Annotated in this window: 20 protein-coding genes and 3 tRNA genes; 13 read left to right on the plus strand and 10 right to left on the minus strand. The window is 64.8% G+C overall.

The genetic code is table 11. The features are described 5' to 3' along the window. Nucleotides 1–194 precede the first annotated feature (194 nt). Both L5014_RS10280 and pgi read left to right on the plus strand, forming a co-directional pair. Nucleotides 195–1,844: an NAD(P)H-hydrate dehydratase gene (locus L5014_RS10280; protein ID WP_238463526.1), complete on the plus strand. Its 1,650-nt coding sequence runs from the start codon at nt 195–197 to the stop codon at nt 1,842–1,844. Nucleotides 1,845–2,057: 213 nt separating this feature from the next. Beyond that, a complete protein-coding gene (gene pgi / locus L5014_RS10285) occupies nt 2,058–3,677 on the plus strand; it encodes a glucose-6-phosphate isomerase (protein ID WP_238463527.1) in 1,620 nt (539 codons plus the stop codon). Nucleotides 3,678–3,785: 108 nt separating this feature from the next. On the opposite strand, the gene L5014_RS10290 is transcribed toward pgi, so the two are convergent. Beyond that, complete coding sequence (locus L5014_RS10290) at nt 3,786–4,568, minus strand: ABC transporter ATP-binding protein (protein ID WP_238463528.1); 783 nt, start codon at nt 4,566–4,568, stop codon at nt 3,786–3,788. A 57-nt stretch (nt 4,569–4,625) separates the two neighbouring features. Here L5014_RS10290 and L5014_RS10295 point away from each other — a divergent pair, with 57 nt between their 5' ends. Further along, entirely contained in the window at nt 4,626–5,336 is a 711-nt protein-coding gene (locus tag L5014_RS10295) for an arylesterase (RefSeq protein WP_238463529.1), read from the plus strand. A 150-nt stretch (nt 5,337–5,486) separates the two neighbouring features. Next, a complete protein-coding gene (locus L5014_RS10300) occupies nt 5,487–5,834 on the plus strand; it encodes a hypothetical protein (RefSeq protein ID WP_238463530.1) in 348 nt (115 codons plus the stop codon). 115 nt (nt 5,835–5,949) lie between these two features. Here L5014_RS10300 and L5014_RS10305 read toward each other — a convergent pair whose 3' ends face one another. The 8 genes from L5014_RS10305 to tig all read right to left on the minus strand — a co-directional run bounded on the left by L5014_RS10305 (nt 5,950) and on the right by tig (nt 15,226). Next, entirely contained in the window at nt 5,950–7,893 is a 1,944-nt protein-coding gene (locus L5014_RS10305) for a SurA N-terminal domain-containing protein (protein WP_238463531.1), read from the minus strand. A 102-nt stretch (nt 7,894–7,995) separates the two neighbouring features. Continuing rightward, nucleotides 7,996–8,072 (minus strand) — tRNA-Asp (locus tag L5014_RS10310). 91 nt (nt 8,073–8,163) lie between these two features. Then, nucleotides 8,164–8,239 (minus strand) — tRNA-Val (locus L5014_RS10315). A gap of 90 nt (nt 8,240–8,329) precedes the next feature. After that, nucleotides 8,330–8,602: an HU family DNA-binding protein gene (locus tag L5014_RS10320; protein WP_238463707.1), complete on the minus strand. Its 273-nt coding sequence runs from the start codon at nt 8,600–8,602 to the stop codon at nt 8,330–8,332. A gap of 299 nt (nt 8,603–8,901) precedes the next feature. After that, nucleotides 8,902–11,331 (minus strand): endopeptidase La, encoded by a 2,430-nt coding sequence (lon, locus tag L5014_RS10325; protein ID WP_238463532.1) that lies wholly within the window; start codon nt 11,329–11,331, stop codon nt 8,902–8,904. Between the two features lie 190 nt (nt 11,332–11,521). Next, nucleotides 11,522–12,793: an ATP-dependent Clp protease ATP-binding subunit ClpX gene (gene clpX / locus L5014_RS10330; protein ID WP_028216418.1), complete on the minus strand. Its 1,272-nt coding sequence runs from the start codon at nt 12,791–12,793 to the stop codon at nt 11,522–11,524. 263 nt (nt 12,794–13,056) lie between these two features. Beyond that, nucleotides 13,057–13,710, minus strand: coding sequence for an ATP-dependent Clp endopeptidase proteolytic subunit ClpP (gene clpP / locus L5014_RS10335; protein ID WP_238463533.1), 654 nt, complete (start codon nt 13,708–13,710; stop codon nt 13,057–13,059). Between the two features lie 169 nt (nt 13,711–13,879). Beyond that, nucleotides 13,880–15,226, minus strand: a complete 1,347-nt coding sequence (tig, locus tag L5014_RS10340) for a trigger factor (RefSeq protein WP_238463534.1) — start codon at nt 15,224–15,226, stop codon at nt 13,880–13,882. Nucleotides 15,227–15,555: 329 nt separating this feature from the next. On the opposite strand from tig, the gene L5014_RS10345 reads away from it, so the two are divergent. The 9 genes from L5014_RS10345 (at nt 15,556) to L5014_RS10385 (ending at nt 22,586) form a co-directional block, all read left to right on the plus strand. Next, a complete protein-coding gene (locus L5014_RS10345) occupies nt 15,556–15,708 on the plus strand; it encodes a hypothetical protein (protein WP_238463535.1) in 153 nt (50 codons plus the stop codon). A gap of 99 nt (nt 15,709–15,807) precedes the next feature. Next, nucleotides 15,808–16,965: a glycerate kinase gene (locus L5014_RS10350; protein WP_238463536.1), complete on the plus strand. Its 1,158-nt coding sequence runs from the start codon at nt 15,808–15,810 to the stop codon at nt 16,963–16,965. Nucleotides 16,966–17,163: 198 nt separating this feature from the next. Then, on the plus strand, nt 17,164–17,610 hold the full coding sequence (locus tag L5014_RS10355; RefSeq protein ID WP_238463537.1) for a MarR family winged helix-turn-helix transcriptional regulator: 447 nt from the start codon (nt 17,164–17,166) through the stop codon (nt 17,608–17,610). Nucleotides 17,611–17,810: 200 nt separating this feature from the next. Continuing rightward, entirely contained in the window at nt 17,811–18,593 is a 783-nt protein-coding gene (locus L5014_RS10360) for a COG4705 family protein (RefSeq protein ID WP_238463538.1), read from the plus strand. Nucleotides 18,594–18,634: 41 nt separating this feature from the next. Then, nucleotides 18,635–19,102 (plus strand): hypothetical protein, encoded by a 468-nt coding sequence (locus L5014_RS10365; RefSeq protein ID WP_238463539.1) that lies wholly within the window; start codon nt 18,635–18,637, stop codon nt 19,100–19,102. Between the two features lie 106 nt (nt 19,103–19,208). After that, nucleotides 19,209–19,874: a response regulator transcription factor gene (locus tag L5014_RS10370; protein WP_238463540.1), complete on the plus strand. Its 666-nt coding sequence runs from the start codon at nt 19,209–19,211 to the stop codon at nt 19,872–19,874. Next, nucleotides 19,850–21,313, plus strand: coding sequence for a sensor histidine kinase (locus L5014_RS10375; protein ID WP_238463541.1), 1,464 nt, complete (start codon nt 19,850–19,852; stop codon nt 21,311–21,313). Before L5014_RS10370 ends, L5014_RS10375 begins: the two co-directional genes overlap by 25 nt. A gap of 130 nt (nt 21,314–21,443) precedes the next feature. Then, nucleotides 21,444–21,530 (plus strand) — tRNA-Leu (locus tag L5014_RS10380). 213 nt (nt 21,531–21,743) lie between these two features. Further along, nucleotides 21,744–22,586: a squalene/phytoene synthase family protein gene (locus tag L5014_RS10385; RefSeq protein WP_238463542.1), complete on the plus strand. Its 843-nt coding sequence runs from the start codon at nt 21,744–21,746 to the stop codon at nt 22,584–22,586. 56 nt (nt 22,587–22,642) lie between these two features. Here the strand turns inward: L5014_RS10385 and L5014_RS10390 are convergent, their stop codons facing one another. Next, a complete protein-coding gene (locus L5014_RS10390) occupies nt 22,643–23,884 on the minus strand; it encodes a DUF1501 domain-containing protein (RefSeq protein ID WP_238463543.1) in 1,242 nt (413 codons plus the stop codon). Between the last annotated feature and the right edge of the window lie 94 nt (nt 23,885–23,978).

The following is a 23,978-nucleotide window of genomic DNA, read 5'->3' on the forward strand; positions in this document are numbered from 1 at the left end:
ATTGAGACGCCATTGAGGCGCGCGCTCGCGCCCTCTTTTCCTCTGCCCCTGGCATTTTTCCGGGTTTGCCGACGCCGAACTGGCGTCAGCGACAGCAGCAGCGCGTGCGCCAACGCCAGGCGTGCGCCGCTCGGGTATCGTTGCACTGTCGAATTCCCGCATGCACCGCATCCCTTGCGGTTGCCCACGCCACCATGACAGACGCTACGCTTGCCTCGCCCCTTTCCACGCTCGTCAATCCGCACGATCGTGCCGTGCCGCTCCTCACCGTCGCGCAGTTGCGCGCGGCCGAAACGGCCGCTCAGGCCGCACTGCCCGCGCACACTCTGATGGCGCGCGCAGGCGCCGCCGCAGCCCATTTCCTGCGCGAGCAGATCGCGCATGCGCCATCGCCGGCCAGTGCGAAGCCCGTCTGGTTCGCCGCCGGGCCCGGCAACAACGGCGGCGACGCGCTCGTGGCCGCCGCCGAGCTCAAGCGTTCGGGTATCGCCGTCGAAGTCTGCATGCCGATGGAGGTAAAACCCGACGACGCCCGCTGGGCGCTCGCCGAGGCGCGCGCCGCGGGCGTGCCCATCACCACCGCGGCGCCCGGGTCGTTCGACGCCTACGGCTGGCTCGTCGACGGCCTGTTCGGCATCGGCCTCGCCCGCGCGCTCGATGGCGTGTTCGGCGCGCTCGCCGCACGGCTCGCGGCACACGCGCGCAGCCACGGCCACGTGCTCGCGCTCGACGTGCCAAGCGGGCTCGACAGCGACACCGGCAACCTCGTCGGTGACGGTCCGGCCGTGCGCGCCACCCATACCGTCACCTTCATCGCCGCGAAGCCCGGGCTTTATACGGGCGCAGGCCGCGATTGCGCCGGTGCCGTTAGCGTGGCACCGATTGGATTAAATGGAGGTTTAAACGCAGGTTTAAACGCGGGTCCAAATGCGAGTCTGAATGCTGGCGCGAACACGCCTACCGAAGCCCCCGCCGCGCAACCCGCCCGGCTCAATGCGCCAGCGCTATTCGCCGCCGCGATGCCCGCGCGCGACTTCGCAACCCACAAGGGCAGCTTCGGCACACTCGCCGTGGTGGGCGGCGACACCGGCATGTGCGGCGCGCCGATCCTCGCCGCGCGCGCCGCGCTGCTAGCGGGCGCCGGCAAGATCCACGTGGGCTTTCTCGGCAACGACGCGCCGCCCTACGACGCCCTCCATCCCGAACTGATGCTGCACACCGCCGGCAAGCTCGCACTCGACACGATGAGCGCCGTCGCGGCCGGCTGCGGCATGGGCGGGAGCGCCTCGGCACGGCAACTCGTCGACCGGATCCTGCAACTCGATGTTTCGGTGCTGCTCGACGCCGACGCCCTGAACCTCGTCGCTCGCGACGACGTACTTGCCGCACGCGTGACCGAGCATTTGCGCACGCATGGTGCGCCATGCGTGCTGACCCCGCATCCACTCGAAGCCGCACGCCTGCTGGGTATGGACACGGCCGCCGTGCAGCGCGACCGGCTGGCCGCGGCGCGCGCGCTCGCGACGCGCTACGCGGCCATCGCCGTGCTCAAGGGCAGTGGCACGGTCATCGCTGCGCCCGACGGCCGCGTTGCCATAAACCCCACCGGCAACGCGGCGCTCGCCACCGGCGGCACCGGCGACGTGCTCGGCGGCCTGATCGGCGCCCTGCTCGCACAGCGCCTCCCGCCGTGGGAAGCGGCGCTGGCGGGCGTCTACCTGCACGGCCTCGCCGCCGATACGCTCGTCAGCGAGGGCAACGGCCCCGCGGGCCTCGCTGCGGGCGAACTCGCGCCCGTGGTCCGGCGCCTGATGAATCGCCTTTTCTACGCACCGAAAGATTGATGCGTGCTTTGCGGGCAGGCTGGCGGCACGCGGCTTGCTGGTCTCCCCACTGATCTGCGCGGTGCTGCTCATCGACACATAGCCCCGCTATACTGATCCTTCGCGCGCTGCTCACCGGCGGCGCGCGCATCCCCGCAGCGCGTGACGCGCGCATCGGCCCGACCGGCCTGCGCCGTCCGCCGCCCTCCATTCGTTTTCCCTCGCTAGACGAACATGACGAATCCGCTTCCTGCCTGGTCCGCGCTACAGACGCACTACGAACAGATCCGCAACGAAAAGCTGCGCGACTGGTTCGCACCCGCCAACGATCCCGCGCCGACCCGCGCCGAACGCTACACGTATACGGGCGGCGGCCTTGGAGCCGACTTCTCGAAAAACCGCATCAACGACGCCACGCTGAAGCTGCTCATGCAGCTCGCGCGCGAGGCCGGCGTCGAAAAGCGCCGCGACGCGATGTTCGCGGGCGAAGTCGTCAATCCGACCGAAGGCCGCGCCGCACTGCATACGGCGCTGCGCGCCACCGAGCCGGCCGCACCGTTTCACGCGCAGATCTCCGCCGAGCGCGCGAAGATGGCGAAGTTCGCCGACACCGTGCGCAGCGGCGCCTGGACCGGCTACACCGGCAAGCGCATTCGCCACGTGGTGAACATCGGCATCGGCGGCTCGGACCTCGGGCCGAAGATGGTCGTGCACGCGCTCAAGCACCTCGAAACGCCCGAGATCAGTTCGCGCTTCGTCTCGAACGTCGACGGCGCCGACCTCTGGCGTGTGATCGAAGACATCGATCCGGAGGAAACGCTCGCGATCATCGTCTCGAAGACCTTCACCACGCTCGAGACCATGACGAACGCGCGCTCGATGCGCGACTGGTTCGTCAAGCACGGCTGCCCGGAAAACGCACTCGCAAAGCATTTCGTCGGCGTTTCGGCGAACCCCACCGAGGTCGTGAAATTCGGCATCGCCAAAGAGAATGTCTTCGAGATGTGGGACTGGGTGGGCGGCCGCTATTCGCTGTGGTCGGCCGTGGGCCTCTCGATCATGATCGCCATCGGGCCGCAGCAGTTCGACGAACTGCTCGCGGGCGCGCACGATATGGACGAGCATTTCCGCACGGCGCCGCTCGAAAAGAATCTTCCGGTGCTGCTCGGCATGATCGGCATCTGGTATCGCAACTTCTTCGGCTCGCAGAGCTATCTGGTCGCGCCGTATTCGGAAGCGCTGCACTACCTGCCCTCGTACCTGCAACAGCTCGAAATGGAGAGCAACGGCAAGCAGGCGCGTCTGGACGGGCGGTTCGTCGATTACGCGACTTCGGCGATCACGTGGGGGGAGCCTGGCACGAACGGCCAGCATGCGTTTTTCCAGATGCTGCATCAGGGCACGACGATCGTGCCGATCGACTTCATCGCCGTGCTCACGCCCGAGCATCCGCTCGCCGATCATCATCCGAAGCTGCTCGCCAACTGCTTCGCGCAGAGCGAGGCGATGATGCTCGGACGCACCGAGGAAGAAGCCAGGAAGATCGCCGGCCCGGACCAGCCCGAACTCGTGCCGCACATCATGTTTCCCGGCAATCGCCCGACCACGACGCTGCTCGTCGACGCGCTCACGGCGCGCTCGCTTGGCGCGCTGATCGCGCTGTACGAACACAAGGTGCTGGTGCAGGCCTCGATCTGGGACATCAACCCGTTCGATCAGTGGGGCGTGGAGCTCGGCAAGATTCTCGGCAAGGTGGTCGAGGCCGACCTCACGGCCGCGAGCGCCGACGTCAAGCCGCACGATTCGTCGACGGCCGCGCTGATCGCAAGGGCGCGCGCCGCGCTCAAACGTTGATGCGCTGATGGCGTGAAAAAGGCGTGTGCGCGCCGTGGAGTAACACGAGTCGCGCACGCCTTGTTTATTTGTGGAACCGGAGCGCGTAGAGCCGGTTCGGGAGTCCAGTTAAACGCGGCCCGCTTCGGGCGCTTCGCGCACGTTCTCCGGGCTGTCGACATGAAGCGCATTCGGCACGCGACGCCCCGCTTCGATCGTCACCACGGCATCGCAGCGGCGCGCGAGATCGATATCGTGCGTGACGAGCACGAGCGTCGCACCGCCGCCGGCACTACTGCCCGCACCGCTGCTTGAACTGCCGCTGAAACGATTAAGTTCGAACATCAGGTCGATGACGGCATGCCCCGTGGCAGCGTCGAGGCTGCCGGTGGGTTCGTCGGCGAACAGCACGGCCGGGTGCGTAACGAACGCCCGGGCCAGCGCCACGCGCTGCTGCTCGCCGCCCGACAGCAGCTTCGGATAATGGCCGGTGCGCTGCCCGAGCCCGACGCGCTCGAGCAGTGCGCGGGCGCGCGCGAAAGCCTCGCGCGTGGTAATTCCGCCTTGCAGCTCGAGCGGTAGCGCGACGTTCTCAAGCGCGCTCAGATGCGGCATCAACTGGAACGACTGGAACACGAAGCCCACCGAGCCGTTGCGCAGCGCGGCGCGCTGATCCTCGGCCATGCCGGTAAGCTCATGACCGAGCAGGCGAACCGAGCCTGCGCTCGCGCTGTCCAATCCGGCCAGAAGGCCCAGCAGCGTCGACTTGCCCGAACCCGAGGCGCCGACAATCGCCACGCTGCTGCCCGCGTGCACGCTCAGGTCGATGCCGTCGAGTATCGTCAGCTCGCCGGTCGCGTCGGTGACCCGCTTGCATAGACCCCGTACTTCGATGACTGGATCGCTATTCATTCGCACATGATGACGCAAAGATTCGCCACTTGGGCGCAGCACCGCATAACTGCCGCCATGACCCGCGCCGCCTTCGGGACCGCCGCCACCTTCGGCACTTTAGCGGCTGCGGCCATGCTCGGCCTGGCCGTTACCGCCGCCCTGCCCGGCGGCTCGCACAACGCGCTCGCTGCTACGGCGCCCGCCGTTCAGCCCGCCGCCGCGAAGCCCGTCATTGCCGTGCTGGGCGACAGCCTCTCGGCCGAATACGGCCTGCCGCGCGATACGGGCTGGGTCGCACTGCTGCGTCAGCGGCTCACGAGTGAGCGAATCGATTATAGCGTCGCGAATGCGAGCATCAGCGGCGACACGACGAGCGGTGGGCTCGCCCGTCTGCCGCTCGTGATGCAGCGTATGAAGCCTTCGATCGTGGTCGTCGAGCTCGGCGCGAACGATGCGCTGCGCGGCGTCCCGCTCGCAACCACACAAAGCAATCTGCGCGCGATCATCGACCAGATTCGCAAGGGCCATGCGCAACCCGTGCTGGTGGGCATGTACGTGCCGCCCAACTATGGGCCCGACTACACCCGCAAGTTCCATGGACTCTACGAGCAGCTATCGCAGGAGTTGCACGTGCCACTGGTGCCATTCCTGCTGGCCGGCCTCGCCGACAAGCCGGGCCTCTTTCAGTCCGACCAGATGCACCCCAATAAGCAGGCACAACCTTTGCTACTCGAAAACGTGTGGCCGACGCTCAAGCCGCTGCTCGGCAGTAGCGCGCAGCGCTGACAGCGCACCTGCGCATTACGCGGCTTGATCGTCGTATAAGGCGTGCAGAAGGTGCGGGGCCGTCAGAGGCGCCGCGTGCCAGGCCACCACTTTGCACCGGACGAGCGGCTTTCGTCTGATCCTCGACTGACCCGACTGAAGGGAGAAAACGTGAAATTTTTACCTCTGATCGCCATTACGGCCACCCTTGCAGCCTGCGCCAATCAGCCGATACCGAGCGGCACGCAATCGGTCGGCACCAGCCAGCAACCCCCTGCGGCCGTCGCGCAGTGCATTGCGAAGAAATGGGCCGACAAGTCGCAGCAGCAAGTCGTCGAGCAGAGCGTCATGGCAAACGGCCAGGCGGTCGATGTCTACGTGCCCGGCCAGCAGCCGCCGAACGGTGCGGCCGCAACGGTGCGCCCGGCCTGGAACGCCAACGCGAAGTCATGGGTCGGCTTCCGCGCCGGCGGTGGCGCGGGCAGCGATGCTACAAGCGATATCAGCGCCTGCCTCTGAGCACTTGCCCGCGCGCGCAGCAAGTCAGTCACGCCGCGAACGCACAAACAAAAGCCCCGCATTTGCGGGGCTTTTTTTGCGCTCACACGCCCTGGCTTGAAGCCAGCTACGACGCTTACTGCCCGTCGCCGTCGCCAGACTGGCTGGATGCGTTCAGGGAGCCGTACAGCTTGACCTTGGAGCGCTCGCGCAGCGCATCGAGATAAGCCTGTGTCTGCGACTGGCCGCTCACACCGGCGAGCTGCTGCTGCGCGGCGGCAAGACGCGGGCCTTCGGCGGCCGGGCCATTGGTCACGCTGTTCACGCGGTAGATCGCATAGCCTGCGTCGCCGAGATCGACGCCCACATACGCCGGCAGCTTCTGCGGGTTGGTCTTGAAGACCGCCGAAAGCGCGTTGGGCGGCAGCCCCTGCGCATCATTGCGCGAGACCTTGAGCGCCGACGAGAAGCCATCGATCGCCTTCGACTTCTGCAGGTCCGCGAGCTTCGCCTCGCCATCCTTGCGCGCCGCCTCGCCAGCCTGCTGCGAGACCACCTTCTGGCGCACGGCATCCTTGATGGACGCGAACGCGGGCACCGCGGCGGGCTGGAAGCTCGTCACGTGCGCGGAGATCAGCGTGTTGTTGCCGACATCGATCGCCTGCGTGTTGTTGTGCTGATTCACCGAATCGTTCGCGAACACCGCGTCGAGGAACTTCTGGTTGTTCAGCGGGCTGTCCTGCGGTTGCGCGGGGTTCGGCTTCGGCGTGACCGTGGCCGTCTGAAGCGTGAGCTTGTATTTGTCGGCGGCCGGCTGGAGGCTCTTCGACTGCTCGTAGACCGTCGACGTGAAACCTTCCGTCGCGTCGGCGAGCAGTTTCGCAGCCTGCTGCGTCTTCACGTCGTTGGCGATCTGGCCTTTCACCTCGTCGAACGACTTGGTCACCGACGGCTTGATGTCCGTCACCTTGACGATGTGGTAGCCGAAGTCCGACTGGATCACGTCGCTGATCTCGTCTTTCTTGAGCTTGAAGACGGCGTCGTCGAACGCCTGACCGCCCGCGATCATGCCCGGACCGAAGTAGCCGAGGTCGCCGCCTTTGGAGGCCGAACCCGGATCCTGCGAATCCTTCTGGGCAAGCTGCGCAAACTGGTCGGGATGCGCCTTGACCTCGGCGAGAATCTGCTCGGCCTTCTGCTTGGCGGCGGCGCGATCGGCGGCGCTCGCCTCCTTCGCGACCGTGATCAGAATGTGGCTCGCCCGCAATTCTTCCTGCGTCTTGAAGTGCGCGATGTTGTCGTCGTAGTACTTCTTGAGATCGGCGTCGCTCGGGTTGACCGAGGCTGCAACCGCTGCAGCCGACAGCACCAGATACTGGATCTGCGCCGTGGCCGGCGTGGCGAAATCGTTCTTGTGCGCGTCGTAATAGGCCTGCAACTGCGCATCGGTCGGCTTGATTTTCGGCGCGTAGTCGCTCGCACGGAACGCGAGACCCTGTACTTCGCGCTGCTGCTCGGAAAGCTCGGTGAGTTGCTGCGCCAGCGCCTTGGACGTGAACGCGCTGTTCACGAGCGCTGCGGGCAACTGCTGCATCGCGAGGCTATAGCGCACGCGCTCGTCGTACTGCTCGGGCGTCATGCCCTGCATCGCGAGCAACTGCTTGTACTTGTCGAGATCTATCGAACCGTCGGGGTTCTTCAGCGACGAAATCATGGGATCGGACAGCAGCGTGCGGCGCACCGCCGTGTCCGAAGCAGTCAGATGCAGGCGCTGGACTTCGTCCACGAGCACGCGCTGCTGAATGAGACCGTCCAGGATGTCCTTGCGATGCTGCGGCGTGTCGAAGGCGCTGGCGTCGAACCGTGCGCCCAGGATCTGCCGAGCCTGGTCCATCTGCTGACGCGCGGCATTGTCGAATTCGGCGCGAGTGATCTTGTGACCGTTGACGCTCGCAACGTTCGCGCTTTCGTCAAAGAAACCGCGGAAGCCTTGAATGCCGACGAAGCCGAGTCCTGGCAGAATCACCAGCATCAGCATCATCATCATCAGTCGTTTGTGATTGCGGAAAAAGTCGAGCATGCGTGACCAAGCGTTGGATGGCGCCAAAAAATAGAACGCCCGATATTACAACAGCGACCAACAAAAAAGGCGAACCGGAGTTCGCCTTTTTGCTGATAGATCTGGCGGAGCGGACGGGACTCGAACCCGCGACCCCCGGCGTGACAGGCCGGTATTCTAACCAACTGAACTACCGCTCCGTGCTGGTGTACTGCGCGCGCCGCATTTTTACTGCGCTGCCGCCGCACTGCATCTCGCGTGCGCGGGATGCCTCATGCGAATCTGAAGCTGTGGTGGGTGCTGAGAGGCTCGAACTCCCGACCTACGCCTTGTAAGGGCGCCGCTCTACCAACTGAGCTAAGCACCCAGCTTCATGACTCTCGCCGCATATTTCTGTCGCGTTTTTTTGCTACCGCGCTACTGCTTTTACTGCGCCATTCATCAAGCAGCGAGCCCATTAGTTTAACGCATCTTTGAGCGCTTTGCCAGGCCTGAATTTGGGAACCCTTGCTGCCTTGATCTTGATCGCTGCACCGGTGCGCGGATTGCGGCCAGTGCGCGCCGTGCGCTTGCCGACCGCGAAGGTGCCAAAGCCGATCAACGTGACCGAGCCGCCCTTCTTCAACGTGCCTTTGACGCCGCCGATCACAGCATCGAGTGCGCGCCCCGCCGCCGCTTTCGAGATGTCGGCCTGTTGCGCGATGTGATCGATCAATTCCGTTTTATTCATTCCAGTCCCCGAGAATGTTGTTTGGGCTCTGGCCTGACACCAGAGCCCGCTCATTTAACGAGGCCGAAAGACCCGTGTCAAGCGGGGTTCCGCCCGATGCCGCGCGGCTTTCGAAGGGCGTTACGTACAAGCAGGCCGGAGGCGGCGCGAGCTTCCCAACGTCAACGAATCTAACCGGCGCACAACGGCCGCAACGGGCACGCGCAACCAGATACAAAAAACCCGCGGACATTGCCGCGGGTTTTCGGGGACTTCGAGCATTCCGGCAAGCCGCGCCATCAGCGCGGCTCACGTGAAGCTCAATGCTTGACCACTTCGGTCGCGCCGGCTTCCTTCGTTTCAGCAGCAACAGGCGCCTTGGCGTCGTCGGCCTTCACTTCTTCTTCCGGCAGCGGCTGCGGCACACGTTCGAGCGCGAGTTCGAGCACCTTGTCGATCCAGCGGACCGGCACGATCTCGATCGAGTTCTTCACGTTGTCCGGAATCTCGGTGAGATCCTTGACGTTCTCTTCCGGGATCAGCACGAGTTTGATGCCGCCGCGATGCGCCGCGAGCAGCTTCTCCTTCAGGCCGCCGATCGGCAACACTTCGCCGCGCAACGTGATCTCGCCCGTCATCGCGACATCGGCGCGCACCGGAATGCCCGTGAGTACGGACACCAGCGCCGTCGTCATCGCACCGCCCGCGGACGGACCGTCCTTCGGCGTCGCGCCTTCGGGCACGTGGATGTGGATGTCCTGCTTCTCGAACGCCTCATCCTTGATGCCAAGGCGACGCGAACGCGAACGAACCACGGAGCGAGCCGCTTCGACCGACTCCTTCATCACGTCGCCGAGCGAACCCGTGCGAATCACGTTGCCCTTGCCGGGCATGACCGCGGCTTCGATCGTCAGCAGATCGCCGCCGACTTCCGTCCACGCGAGACCCGTGACCTGGCCGATCTGGTTTTCCTTCGCAGCCAGACCGAAGTCGTACTTGCGCACGCCGAGGAAGGTGTCGAGATTGCCGCTGTCGACCGTGACGGCCTTGTCGGCCTTCTTCAGCAGCAGCATCTTCACGACCTTGCGGCAGATCTTCGAGATTTCACGCTCGAGCGAACGCACGCCCGCTTCACGCGTGTAATAGCGAATGATGTCGCGGATCGCGCCTTCGGTAACGTCAATCTCGCCCGGCTTCAGGCCATTGTTCTTCTTCTGCTTCGGCAGCAGATAGCGCTGGGCAATGCTGACCTTCTCGTCTTCCGTGTAGCCCGCGAGGCGGATGACTTCCATCCGGTCGAGCAGCGGCGGCGGAATGTTCAGCGAGTTCGACGTGGCGACGAACATCACATCGGAGAGATCGAAATCGACTTCGATGTAGTGGTCGGCGAACGTATGGTTCTGCTCCGGATCGAGCACTTCGAGCAGCGCCGACGACGGATCGCCGCGGAAATCCATGCCCATCTTGTCGACTTCGTCGAGCAGGAAGAGCGGATTGCGCACGCCGACCTTCGCGAGGCTCTGCAGGATCTTGCCCGGCATCGAACCGATGTACGTGCGACGGTGGCCGCGAATCTCGGCTTCGTCACGCACTCCACCCAGCGCCATGCGCACGAACTTGCGGTTCGTTGCGCGCGCAATCGACTGGCCGAGCGAGGTCTTGCCGACGCCAGGAGGGCCGACCAGGCACAGGATCGGCGCCTTGACCTTGTCCACGCGCTGTTGCACCGCGAGGTACTCGAGAATGCGTTCCTTCACCTTCTCGAGACCGAAGTGGTCTTCGTCGAGCACGGTTTCGGCGTTCGAGAGGTCGTTGTTGACCTTGCTCTTCTTGCGCCACGGCAGGCCGATCAGCGTGTCGATGTAGTTGCGCACGACGGTGGCTTCCGCCGACATCGGCGACATCAGCTTGAGCTTCTTGAGCTCGGCATCGGCCTTCTTCTTGGCTTCCTTGGGCATGCGCGCGGCGGTGATGCGCTTCTCGAGTTCCTCGAGATCTGCGCCTTCTTCGCCCTCGCCCAGTTCCTTCTGGATCGCCTTGACCTGCTCGTTCAGGTAGTACTCGCGCTGGCTCTTCTCCATCTGGCGCTTCACGCGGCCACGGATGCGCTTCTCCACCTGGAGAATGTCGATCTCGGCTTCGAGTTGCGCGAGCAGATGCTCCAGACGCTCCACGACCGGGAACATCTCGAGAATGTGCTGCTTCTGGTCGAGCTTGAGCGGCAGATGCGCGGCGATGGTGTCGGCAAGACGACCGGCCTCGTCGATACCCGACAGCGAGGTCAGGATCTCCGGCGGGATCTTCTTGTTCAGCTTCACGTACTGGTCGAACTGCGAGACGATCGCTCGGCGCAGCGCTTCGGTTTCGGCACTGTCCGCATGGTCGGGCTCGAGCGGCATGACCTCGCACGAGAACTGCGTTTCCTGCTCTTCGATGGAGAGCGTCTTCGCGCGCTGCAAGCCTTCCACGAGCACCTTTACGGTGCCGTCGGGCAGCTTGAGCATTTGCAGGATGTTGGCGATACATCCCACTTCGTACATGTCTTTTTCGGTCGGCTCATCCTTGGCGGCGGTTTTTTGCGCGACGAGCATGATGTGCTTGCCGCCTTCCATTGCCGCTTCGAGGGCCTTGATCGATTTGGGCCGGCCCACGAAAAGGGGAATCACCATATGCGGGAAGACTACGACATCTCGCAGCGGCAGCAGCGGGAGCGTGGTGCGTTCCGGCGGGAGGAGTTGGGTTCCTGACATTTCATTTCCCCATGAGTGGAATCAATTGTTCGGTAAGTGAGGCCAGAAAAGACGAATACAAGCCTCGCGCAAGTGGGAAAAGTTCAGTGACTCCAAAAAAGTGCGCCATCGACCACAAGATAAACGAAAAAGCCGTTCATCCCATTGCATGAACGGCTTTTTCCCGGAACTCTTTAGCCGATCACCACCATCAGTTCGAGCCAGCAACCTTTGGAGCATCTTCGTAGATCAGGAGCGGCTTGCCGTCGCCGTCGATCACGTTGTCGTCGATGATGACCTTGCTCACGCCCTTCATGGCCGGCAGCTCGTACATCACGTCGAGCAATGCCTGCTCCAGGATCGAGCGCAGGCCCCGGGCGCCGGTCTTGCGGCGAATCGCCTTGCGGGCGACGGCTTGCAGCGCGGCCGGGCGAATCTCCAGTTCCACGCGCTCCATGTTGAAGAGCTTGTGATACTGCTTGACGAGCGCGTTCTTCGGCTCGACCAGAATCTTCATGAGCGCGGCTTCGTCGAGCTTGCCGAGCGTGGCGACCACCGGCAGACGGCCGATCAGTTCCGGAATCAGGCCGAATTTGATCAGGTCTTCCGGCTCCGTTTCGCGCAGCACTTCGCCCGTGTCGCGTTCCTGCTTGCTCTTCACGCTCGCGCCGAAGCCAATGCCGGTTTTTTCGGTGCGGTCGGTGATGACCTTTTCCAGACCGTCGAACGCGCCGCCGCAAATGAACAGGATGTTGGTCGTGTCGACCTGGATGAAGTCCTGGTTCGGATGCTTGCGGCCGCCCTGCGGGGGCACCGACGCCATCGTGCCTTCGACGAGCTTGAGCAGCGCCTGCTGCACGCCCTCGCCAGACACGTCGCGCGTGATCGACGGGTTGTCCGACTTGCGGCTGATCTTGTCGATTTCGTCGATATAGACGATACCGCGCTGGGCCTTGTCGACCTCGTAATTGCAGTTCTGCAGCAACTTCTGAATGATGTTCTCGACGTCCTCGCCCACGTAGCCGGCTTCGGTCAGCGTGGTGGCGTCCGCGATCACGAACGGGACGTTCAGAAGGCGCGCGAGCGTCTGCGCGAGCAGCGTCTTGCCCGAGCCCGTGGGCCCGATCAGCAGGATGTTGCTCTTGGAGAGTTCGACGTCGTCCTTCTTGTCGAGATGCTTCAGACGCTTGTAGTGGTTGTACACCGCCACCGCGAGGATCTTCTTCGCGCGCTCCTGCCCGATCACGTACTGGTCGAGAATGTCGCGGATCTCCTGCGGGCTCGGCAGGTCCGAGCGCGACAGCGCCGCGTCGACGCCCGCACCGGCAGCCTCGTCGCGAATGATCTCGTTGCAAAGGTCGATGCATTCATCGCAGATGAACACAGACGGGCCCGCAATCAGTTTCTTTACTTCATGCTGGCTTTTGCCGCAAAACGAGCAATACAACAGCTTTTCGCTGTTAGAACCTTTCTTGTCCGCCATGAATAAATGAGCCTCCGGACACTCTGTTACATGATACGCCGTTTCCCCCAGCGAGGCCGGGGGTGCGTGAACCGCTTGCTGTGACGGCGTGGGCCGCAGGCCGCGAAGCGCGTTTGCCGATTATTTCACACGGTCCGCGCGCCCGTGCCTATCCCGTATTTCACGGGGATCGCACATGATGCGAGCGGACCTTCAGTTGGCACCATTAATTAGTTGGTGTCATCGACCGGCAAATATAGTGCCAGCAAAAAACGCGTGCCGGATCAGGGGCGCTTGTGCAGCACCTGATCGACCAGGCCATAGGCCTGCGCGTCGTCGCCCGACATGAAATTATCGCGGTCGGTGTCGCGCGCGATGCGCTCGACCGGCTGGCCAGTATGGTTGGCGAGCAACTGGTTCAGACGCTCCTTCAGGTACAGGATTTCGCGCGCCTGAATTTCGATGTCCGACGCCTGGCCGCGTGCGCCGCCGAGCGGCTGGTGGATCATCACGCGCGAATTCGGCAGCGCGAAGCGCTTGCCCTTCGCGCCCGACGCGAGCAGGAACGCGCCCATGCTTGCCGCGAGACCCATGCAAAGGGTCGAAACGTCGGGCTTGATGAACTGCATCGTGTCGTAGATTGCCATGCCGGCCGAGACGGAGCCACCCGGGCTGTTGATGTAGAGGCTGATGTCCTTGTCAGGATTCTCGCTTTCGAGGAACAGCAACTGGGCGACGACGAGATTCGCGGTCTGGTCGTTCACTTCGCCGACCAAAAACACCACGCGCTCCTTGAGCAGACGCGAGTAGATGTCATAGGAACGCTCGCCGCGGCCGCTCGTCTCCACGACGATCGGCACGAGCCCGAGCGCCTGCGGATCGAGGTCCCGCGAGGCGTGGGAGGTCAGCGTGTCCAGCGATTGAGCGCGAATGGTCATGCGGTGCATCCTTGTCTGGAAGAGTTGTTCTGGTAACCCTGATAATGCTCAATGGCGACGGACCCTGCAAAAATCAACCACACGGCGAATGTGGCTAAATTCCGCGGATACAAAAACGGCGTGCTGGCCGTCGGTTGCTCCGACAGCCGGCACGCCGTAGCGGGCAGATTTAAGCCTGCGCCGTTGCGCTTGCCAGTTCTTCGAAGCTCACCAGCTTGTCCGTCACCTTAGCCTTGCCGAGCACGAAGTCCACGACGTTCGATTCGACGACGTAGGCTTCCATTTCGGCGAGACGCTGCTGGTTCGAATAATACCAGCGCACGACTTCCTTCGGGTCTTCGTAGCTTTTCGCGAATTCGTCGACCTCAGCGCGGATTTGTTCCGGCTTCGCTTCGAGGCTGTTTGCCTTCACGAGTTCGGCCAGCACGAGGCCGAGCTTCACGCGGCGCTCGGCTTGTTCCTTGAACATCTCGGCCGGGATCGGTGCGTCCTTCGCGTTGGGCACGCCGCGCTGCGCGAGGTCCGCACGCGCCATTTCGACGAGGCGCTGCTGGTCCTGCTCGACGAGCGCGTTCGGCACGTCGAGTTCCGAGATCTTCAGGAGCGCGTCCATGACCTGGTTCTTCACGATGGCCTGGGTGCGGCGCTTCGCTTCACGCTCGAGGTTGTCCTTGATCTCGGCGCGCATCTTCACGAGGTCGCCGTCGGCGATGCCGAGCGACTTCGCGAATTCGCCGTCGATCTCCGGCAGGTGCGGCCACTCGATCTGCTGCATCGTGATCGTGAACTTCGCGGTCTTTCCGGCGACGTCCTTGCCGTGGTAGTCCTCGGGGAATGCGAGGTCGAATTCGCGCGACTCGCCCTTCTTCAGGCCGATTGCCGCCTTTTCGAATTCCGGCAGCATGCGGCCTTCGCCCAGCACGAATGCGAAGCCTTCGGCGCTGCCGCCCGGGAATGCGACGTCGTCGATCTTGCCGACGAAGTCGACCGTCACGCGGTCGCCTTCCTTGGCCGCGGTGTCGGCGCCGCCGTCACCGTGCTCGCCCGCTTCGCCGCGTGCGTGGAAGTGCACGCGCTGCTTGCGCAGGATGTCGAGCGTGCGGTCGATTTCGGCTTCGGTGATGGTCGTGGTCGTGCGCTCGATTTCGGCGGTGCCGACATCGCCGAGCGTCACTTCCGGATAGACCTCGAAGGTCGCGTCGAACGCGTAGTCGCCTTCAGTCGCTTCGACCTTCGGCGCGAAGCTCGGCTGGCCCGCGACGCGCAGGTTCTCGGCGCGGCTGATGTCGAAGAACTCCTTGCCGACCTTGTCGCTCAGGACTTCGGCTTCCACCTGGCCCGAGTACTGTTGCGTGACCATCTTGAGCGGCACCTTGCCCGGGCGGAAACCCGGCATGCGCACGTTCTTCGCGAGTTGGCGGATGCGCGAATCGACTTCTTTCTGCACGGCGTCCTTCGGCAGGGAAATCGTCACGCGGCGTTCGAGCTTGCCGAGGTTTTCAACAACGTTAGCCATGGCTTCAATCGTCCTAAAATTGTTCGAGCGTAATCAGTAATCTTTGCTGCCGCAGTCCGATGGGAATATCCGCATCGCTTGCGTCTCGCTTGTGCCTTCTCGGCGCCGCCTGCCGGTCGTGACCGGCCTGCACTCTTTGAAGCGCTGGGCGGCGCCCTTTCCGGGATCCGCGAGACCCATTCCGCTCCAAATCGGCCAAATTGGGTCGAATCGGACGGTTTGCGGTGCGGTTCCGTCAAAAGAGCCGAGTATTTTAGCAAACTATTGCCTCACTCAAATGGAATTGCCGTTCCAGCGGGAAGATGACGCTGGACGCAACGGGAAAACGGGTGGATTTCGCACGCCGCGCGCGGCTGCATGGCAAGCTGGGCGCCGCTCCGGGAGCACCTTCGTGGCACGCGCTCACGGCCATATCGAGCGACGTTACGCCCCTCGAACCAGGTGGCCCGCATGCCACCTGCGATGCGTGCTATCTCGCCTGAGGTATCCAGCAGGCCCCCGACCACTGGTAAGCTAGCGCTCGCGCCGGACGCCCCGCCGGCAACAGCCGCCGCCAACACAACTCTTCCAGTCGAGACACCATGCCCAACCAGTCGCTTGCTGACGCACCCGTCGTCGTCATTGCTCCCGATTCTTTCAAAGGCTCGCTCAGCGCGGATGGGGTCGCCGCCGCGATCGCCGACGGCATCCGCCGTGCCCGCGCCGACGCCGATATCCGCATCTGCCCGATGGCCGACGGCGGCGAAGGCACGCTAGACGCAATGCTCAGCGTGGGCGGCGAGCGCCGCGTGATCAATGTGGAAGGCGCAGCCGGCCCGCGTCGCGACGCGGCCGTCGGCCTGTTGCACGACGGCAGCGCAATCGTGGAGACCGCCGAGATCGTCGGCATCACGGATCCGGTGGGCATGGGCGTGCCGGTCGCCGCGCGCAGCACGCGCGGCATGGGCGAAGCGATTCGCGCACTGCTCGACGAGGGCGTGCGCCGCTTCTATGTCGCGCTCGGCGGCAGCAGCACGAACGATGCCGGTGCGGGTCTGCTCGTGGGCCTCGGGCTGCAAATTTTCGACGCGGCCGGCAACGCGCTCGCACCGACGCCGGAAGCGCTCGCACAGGTGGCGCGTGTCGATGTCTCCAAACTCGACGCGCGACTGGCCGTTGCCAGCTTCGTCGCCATGTCGGACGTCGACAATCCGCTCAATGGCGATCACGGCGCGACTGCCGTGTTCGGCCCGCAAAAAGGCGTGAAGCCCGAACAGGTTGCGCCGATCGACGCCGCCCTCGCGCGTTTCGCCGATCTGCTCGAAGCGGCGCTCGGCCGTCACGCGCGCGACGAAGCCGGTGCGGGCGCCGCGGGTGGTCTCGGCTTCGCGCTGCGCATGCTCGGCGCAAGCTTCGAGCCCGGCGCCGAAGTCGTGGCGCGCACAATCGGCCTCGACGCCGCACTCGCGGGCGCGCATTGGCTCATCACCGGCGAAGGCCGCTCCGACGTGCAGACCCTGCACGGCAAGGCGCCCTTCATTGCCTGCCGTCATGCGCAGGCCGCCGGCGTGCCGGCCACGCTGCTGTCGGGCGCGGTCGACCCGGCTGCGCTGCCGCGTCTTGCCGAGCACTTCAACGGCTGCTTCTCGCCTGCGCCGGGCCCGATCACGCTCGACACCGCCATCCGCGAAGCCGCCGCGCTGCTCGCGAACGAAGCGGAGCAGCTCACGCGTTTCAAGTACGGTTCGCGCCGCGCATAACGCTGCAACGAGAAGTTTCGTCTGACTTTAGTTGCACGCTGCAGCCCTTCTCCGCAGTAAGCGATTAATAGATTCGTAGGCCCATTTGAGATGGGCTTACGAGGGTTCATTCGCGTTGACCCGAGCGCTGGTTGAGGCAACAATTATGGTAAGCGCAGCATGATCGCGCAGACCTCACGCGACCAGACCAGGACGACCATGAAGGCAAGCAAAGCCGGACTCGAACAATTTCTGACCTATCGGCTCCATGTCCTGAACAAGCTTTCCGAACGCGGTGCGAGCGAGCGCTACCAGGCGAAGCTCGGTATCACGCTGCCGGAGGCGCGCCTCATTGCCGCCGTCGGCGCGTTCGGCCCATTTTCGGTGATGGAGCTCGCGCGCCACGCGAATCTCGACAAGAGCCAGGCCAGCCGCGCAGCGGAGGCGTTGATGCGCCGCGGTCTCATGCAACGCGACGCCAGCGAAGAAGATGGGCGTCTCGTACTCGTTTCGCTCACAACCGATGGCCGCGCGCTCTATCGCAAGGTCATGCCCGTTGCGCGCAAGTGGAACGTGGACCTGTTCGCATGCCTCGACGACAAGGAACGCGAATTGCTCAATCGCGCGCTCGAAAAAGTCATTGCGGCGGCTCAGGAAGAATCGTGATGCGGCGCGCACGCGATAAATAGAACAGATAGCCTATGCGTGCATGATCGAACGCGTGGGCATCAGAGAAAAGGCCACATATCGAAAGGTATGTGGCCTTTTCTTTTGGTGCTGAAGCCATTGGGTGCTGAAGGCTATGGATCAGCTAAGTCTGCGCGTTCAGACTGCCGTCCGTACCCCAACGCTCTGGAGGCAGCGGCATGCTCACCCTTTCCGACCATCCGGCTTCGCGCTGGTTAAACAAGGTCCCGGACGTCACGCTCGCGTTCTGGGTCATCAAGATCATGTCGACGACGGTCGGCGAGACCGGCGCGGATTTTCTCGCGGTCAACGCGGGCTGGGGCCAGGGCGCGACGCGCGCGCTGATGGCCTCCCTGCTCGCGATCGCGCTGTTCCTGCAATTGCGCACGCGCCGATATACGCCATGGATCTACTGGCTCACCGTCGTGCTCGTGAGCATCGTCGGCACGCAGATCACCGACCTGCTCACCGATAGCCTCGGCGTCAGCCTGTACGTCAGCACCGCGGTGTTCGCTGCCGCGCTCGCAGCGATCTTCGCGATCTGGTACCGGATCGAGCACACGCTGTCGATCGACGAGATCGTCACGCCGCGTCGCGAATTGTTCTACTGGGCCGCGATCCTGTGCACGTTCGCACTCGGCACCGCAGCGGGCGACCTCGCGACCGAAGCAATCGGCTTGGGCTTTTCTATCGGCGTGGTGTGCTTCGGCGCGCTGCTCGCTGCCGTCTGCGCGGCCTGGCGATTCGGCGCCAACGTCGTGCTGGCGTTCTGGACCGCATACATCCTGACGCGCCCGTTCGGCGCGTCGCTCGGCGACCTGCTCACCCAATCGCACACATATGGCGGCCTCGGAATGGGCGCCGCGTGGACGAGCCTGCTGTTCCTCACCGTCATCGTGCTGCTCGTCGCCGCCGCGCAATTCGGCGCCAGCAATCGCGCCTCCGCCGACGCCGTCAAATGAACCGCGCCGCACTTTCTTCATCCACGAATCGAGGATCTTTCATGCGTCGTTCGACTTCTCTCTCCCGCCTGTTCGTCGCGCTCGCTGCATGTGCCGCGCTCGGTCTCGCCGCCGGTTGCTCGAAGCAGGCCGACAACACCGCTTCGTCCACGTCCGCCACACCTTCCGCGCCTGCTGCCACCTCGCCGGCTTCCGCAAGCACGGTCGCGACCGCATCGAAGCTCGGTGACCTGTCGCAGTTCCGCACGATCGCATCGGATGTGTCCGGCCTCGTCACGAAAGGCGATCTCGCCGGCGGCAAGACCCGCATCAAGGATCTCGAAGTCGCATGGGATGCAGCCGAAGCCGGCCTGAAGCCGCGCGCGGCCGACGACTGGCATGCGCTAGACAAAGCGATCGACCGAGCGCTCGCCGCGCTGCGTGCCGATCAGCCGACGCAGGCCGACTGCGCGGCCGCGATGAGCGCCCTGCTCCATACGTTCGGCACGCTCGCGGGTCGGGCCAGCTAGATGGCAAATGCGTGTCAGACGTGTCGACAAGGTCGGCAGCGCGTCGCGTGACGCGCGGGCCGGAATCGCATAGGCTGATGCCGGTTTCGTTATCTGGAGAGGAGGCATGCGAGTCCTGCTGGTCGAAGACGATCCGATGATTGGCGAAGCGGTCCAGGCCGCGCTGAAGGATGCGTCGTATGCGGCGGACTGGGTCACGGACGGCGCACGCGCGCTGACCGCATTCGCCACGCAGCCTTACGACGTGGTGCTGCTCGACCTCGGCCTGCCGGGCCGGGACGGGCTCGACGTGCTGGCCGGCATCCGTGCGAAGGACAGCGCGGTACCGCTCATCGTCGTGACTGCGCGCGACGGACTCGACGACCGTCTGCGCGGCCTCGACGGCGGCGCGGACGACTACGTGCTCAAGCCGTTCGAGATGGCCGAACTGCTTGCGCGGATCCGCGTCGCGATTCGGCGCCAGGCGGGTTCGGCCACGCCGGTGCTCGGCAACGGCGTCGTGGCGCTGGATCCGGCAACGCGTGAGGCGGCGGTCGGCAACGATGCGCCGATCCAGCTATCGAACCGCGAATTCTCGCTGTTGCGCGCGCTGCTCGTGCGGCCGGGCGCGATCCTGTCGCGCCACGAACTCGAAAGCCGCATCTACGGTTGGGGCGAGGAAGTCGAAAGCAATGCGGTCGAATTCCTGATCCATTCGCTGCGCCGCAAGCTCGGCAGCAGCGTGATCAAGAACGTCAGGGGCGTCGGATGGATGGTGTCAAAAAACGGTTGAGCGAGTCGATCCAGTTCCGGCTGTCGGTCGCGTTGTCGGTTGCGATCCTGTTCGTCGCAACTGCGGCAGCCGCGTTCGCGTTCTCGTCTTCGTTCGACGAGGCGCACGAACTTCAGGACGATGTGCTACGCCAGATCGCCGCGCTGCTCGATCGCCCCGGCGCACCGGCGCCGTCGGCGCCTCATCAGGCGAGCACCGCCCGGAAGTCGCTCGAGAAGCAAACCGAGACGCCGATCGAGAAGCCGCTCGAGAGCGACGAGTCGCCGCGCGTGATCGTCGAGCCGCTAACGCGCGACGGCCGGCCGATCGCAGTCTCCGAACCGCGGCTCGCGAGCGCCGCGACGCTACCCGACGGTCTGCGCACGCTCGACGCGAGCGGCCGGCCACTGCGGGTGCTGATCCGCACGCTCGCAAACGGCGATCGCATCGCGGTCGCCCAGGAAGCCGGCGTGCGCGATGACGCGGCCCGCGAAAGCGCCTGGCGGACCGCGATGCCGCTGCTGATCCTCGTACCGATCCTGCTGCTCGTCGTCGCCGATCTCGTGCGCAAGATGCTGAGGCCGATCGCCTCGCTGTCCGCCGAGATCGACGCGCGCAGCGAGCATGATCTGCAACCGGTGCGGACCGACCATGTGCCGGCCGAGGTACAGCCATTTGTCGCCGCGATCAATCGAATGCTCGCGCGCGTCGAGCAATCCGTCGCCGCGCAGCGCCGCTTTGTCGCCGACGCCGCGCACGAACTGCGCTCGCCGCTCACTGCGATGTCGCTGCAGGCGGAGCGACTGGGCCACGCCGACCTGCCCGCCGATGCGCACACGCGGCTCACAACCTTGCGCGGCGGCCTCGAGCGCAGCCGCAAGCTGATCGAGCAGCTTCTCGCGCTCGCGCGAGTGCAGGCAGCGCCCGCGCAACGCGCGGACCCGACCTCGGTGCTCGCCGCGTTTCGCCGCGTGCTCGAGGATTTGATGCCGCTCGCGGAAGCGAAGCGGATCGACATCGGTGTCGAGGACGATCCGGACAGTACGGACATCACCGCGCCAGTGGACGAAATCGAGCTCACGATGCTGATCAAGAACCTGGTCGACAATGCGATCCGCTATACGCCGGGCGGCGGGCGCGTCGATCTGGCCGTGCGCGATGCCGGCGATCACGTTCTGTTGACCGTCGCCGATAGCGGCCCCGGCATCGCGCCGCATGAACGTGCCCGCGTGTTCGACCCGTTCTATCGGTTGCAGGGCAACGAACAGATCGGCTCGGGGCTTGGGCTGTCGATTGTCAGGACGATCGCGGACCGTATGGGCGCCGAAGTGCGTCTCGATCATGTGGATACGCACTCGGCACGCGGACTGCTGGTCTCGGTGACGATTCCGCTCCGGCATGCGGCCCGGATCAGACTGGACCCACAACCAGGTGCAGACAAGCGCAGGGCAATCAGTTAGAATCTCGCGCTTGCGCTTTGCTGGTGACTTATCCAGCCCCCGGCGCGCAACGCAGGTCTGTATCGCACGCGATGTATCCCACGTCACACGCTCACGTGAGCTCGCAGCGGTCCCGCCAGGCAAAGAATTCGCGTGAGTGGCGAAATTGGTAGACGCACCAGGTTTAGGTCCTGACGCCCGCAAGGGTGTGCCGGTTCGAGTCCGGCCTCACGCACCATTTATCTTCCGGAGTGTTCCGGCGAATTCCAGAAACCCGCGATAGCACAAGGCTTCGCGGGTTTTTTGTTTCGAGCGCCTCCTGCCTCCCGCTCGACCTGCCCCAAACAGGGGCCGGTGCTAGAATCGCCGCTCCGCGGTTACTTGCTCCGTGGCCCCCTGGGCACCAGCGGGGCACCAACAAATCCGCGCCTCTCCTCGCCCCCCGAACGCCGTGAATTTCGACGAATACTGCCTGCAAAAGGCGGCCCCGCCCGGGTCGAGCACGTACTACGCGCTGCGCCAGGCCAGCGCCGCGCATCAGCCGTTGCTCGCCGCTCTCTTCGCGCTGCGCCGCGAACTCGAGGAAACCGCCAAGGAAACGAGCGACCCCACCGTCGGCCGCACCAAGCTCGCGTGGTGGCAGAAGGAACTGGCCGCGCTCGCCGCCGGCAACGCCGCCCACCCGGTCACCAAAGCACTCGCCCAGCATCTCGACGGCGCGGCGGGTATCTATCCGCTGCTTCAGCAGTTGCTCGCCGGCTTCGAAATGGACTTCGAGCAGGCCCGCTATCTCGACCTGCCGAATCTGCGCCGCTACATGGACGGCGTGGGCGGCACCTTCGCAACGCTCGTGGCGCAGGTCGGCGCCCGCACGGCCGAAGCGCGCGGCGGCGCCGCGCGCTGGGCCGCGCCGCTCGGCAACGCGCTGATGCTCGCGCAATTCGTGCCCGAGATCGGCAACGATGCGCGCCACGGCCGCATCTATGTCCCCATCGACGAATTGCAGCGTTACAACGTCACCGCCGCCGATCTGATCAACCGCCGCTATAGCGGTGAATTCACGGAGCTCATGCAGTTTCAGACGACGCGCGCGCGCGAAGCCGTGAACGCCGCAATCGATGCGATTCCCGCCCCGGAGCGCCGCCATCAGCGCACCTTGCGCGCACTCGCGGCACTCGAGCTTGCATTGCTCGACGAAGTGGAGCGCGAAGGCTTTCAGGTACTGCACCAGCAGATCGTGCTCACGCCGATTCGCAAGCTCTGGATTGCCTGGCGCGCCGCGCGCCGCGCCTGACGCCGACCAACGCCAGCGCCAGCGCCAGCGCCAGCGCCAGCAGTGAAGCACATGCGCTATACGCGCAGCAACGGCAGCGGGTCGAAGCGGCGCTGCAGCACCGCCTGCGCGTCGAGCCCCCACCAGTTCCCGAGGACCGTCGCGTAGATCTGCCTGAAGTCGACGGCGACCGGCAAATTGCCATTGCCATCGAGGCGTGCGAGCTGCGGCGCCTCGCCATAGAGTCCGCCCGCCACACTTCCGCCCGCGACGAAATGCGCGGACGCCGTGCCGTGGTCCGTGCCACGGCTCTGATTCTCGCGCACGCGCCGTCCGAACTCGGCATAGGTGACGATCAGCGTACGATCCCAGCGCCCCATCTCGACAAGCGCCGAGCGCATCGCCATCATGCCCGCCGCGAACTGGCGCAACAGGTCTGCGTGCCGCTGCGGCTGGTTCTGGTGCGTATCGAAGCCGTTGAGCGTGAGCCGGATCGCGGCCACGCCCTGCCCCGGCACCGGCGCGGGTCCGCCTTGCGCGCCCGCCAGGGTCTCGCCCGAGGCCAGCGCCTGCATCGCGGTTTTCACCGAGGCGCCGAAGGCGCCCGCCGGAAATGCCGTCTTCAACGCGTACTGGCCGGGGCGCGGACGCAACTGGTCAGCGGCATGAACGATATCGTTCTCGACATCGAGGATATGGGCGAGCGCCGGATTGCGCTCCTTGAGCGAGATCGGCGTGACCAGCCGCGAGGCGCGCGCGAACTGAGCAGGATTGACGAGCGCGACGGCGCGCGCGCCGTTTGCGAGCGGCCCCATCTCCGCACTGCCGAGCACGAGGCCATCGGCCGCGAAGCCCATCGGCACGGGCGCGCTCGCGAATGCGCGCGTGAGCCAGCCCTCGCGCAGATACCGGTCGGCATTCGAGGCCGTGTCCCAGATTTCGATCGAGCGGAAATGCGAGAGATTCGGCTGCGCGTAGCTCACGCCCTGCACGATGGCGAGCTCGTGCGCGCGCCACATCGGCATGAGCGGCGCGAGCGCGGGATGCAACGCCGTGCGTTCGTCGAGCGGGATCGCATCGCCGCGACCCACGCCGATATTCGCGCGATAGCGGTAGTAGAGCGGATCCGCGAACGGCACTACCGTGTTTAGTCCATCGTTGCCGCCCTTGAGTTCGATGAGAATCAGCAGATTGTCGTAGCCGCTCGCGTGGCGCTGCGCGCCCATGCCGCCTTGCGCATACGCGGCCCCGGGAAGCCACGATGCCGCGCCCGCAGCCGTCATTGCGGCCGCGGCAGCCAGAAAGTCGCGCCGCTTCATGCCGGACCTCGCTGGTCCACGCGGCGCCGTGCTGCGCCGCTGTTGTCGTTGTGATCGTCGTCGTGATCGTCGTTACAAGCGTTCATTTCAGTCG

Source organism: Paraburkholderia tagetis (genome assembly GCF_022213065.1).
Classification (GTDB): Bacteria; Pseudomonadota; Gammaproteobacteria; order Burkholderiales; family Burkholderiaceae; genus Paraburkholderia; species Paraburkholderia tagetis.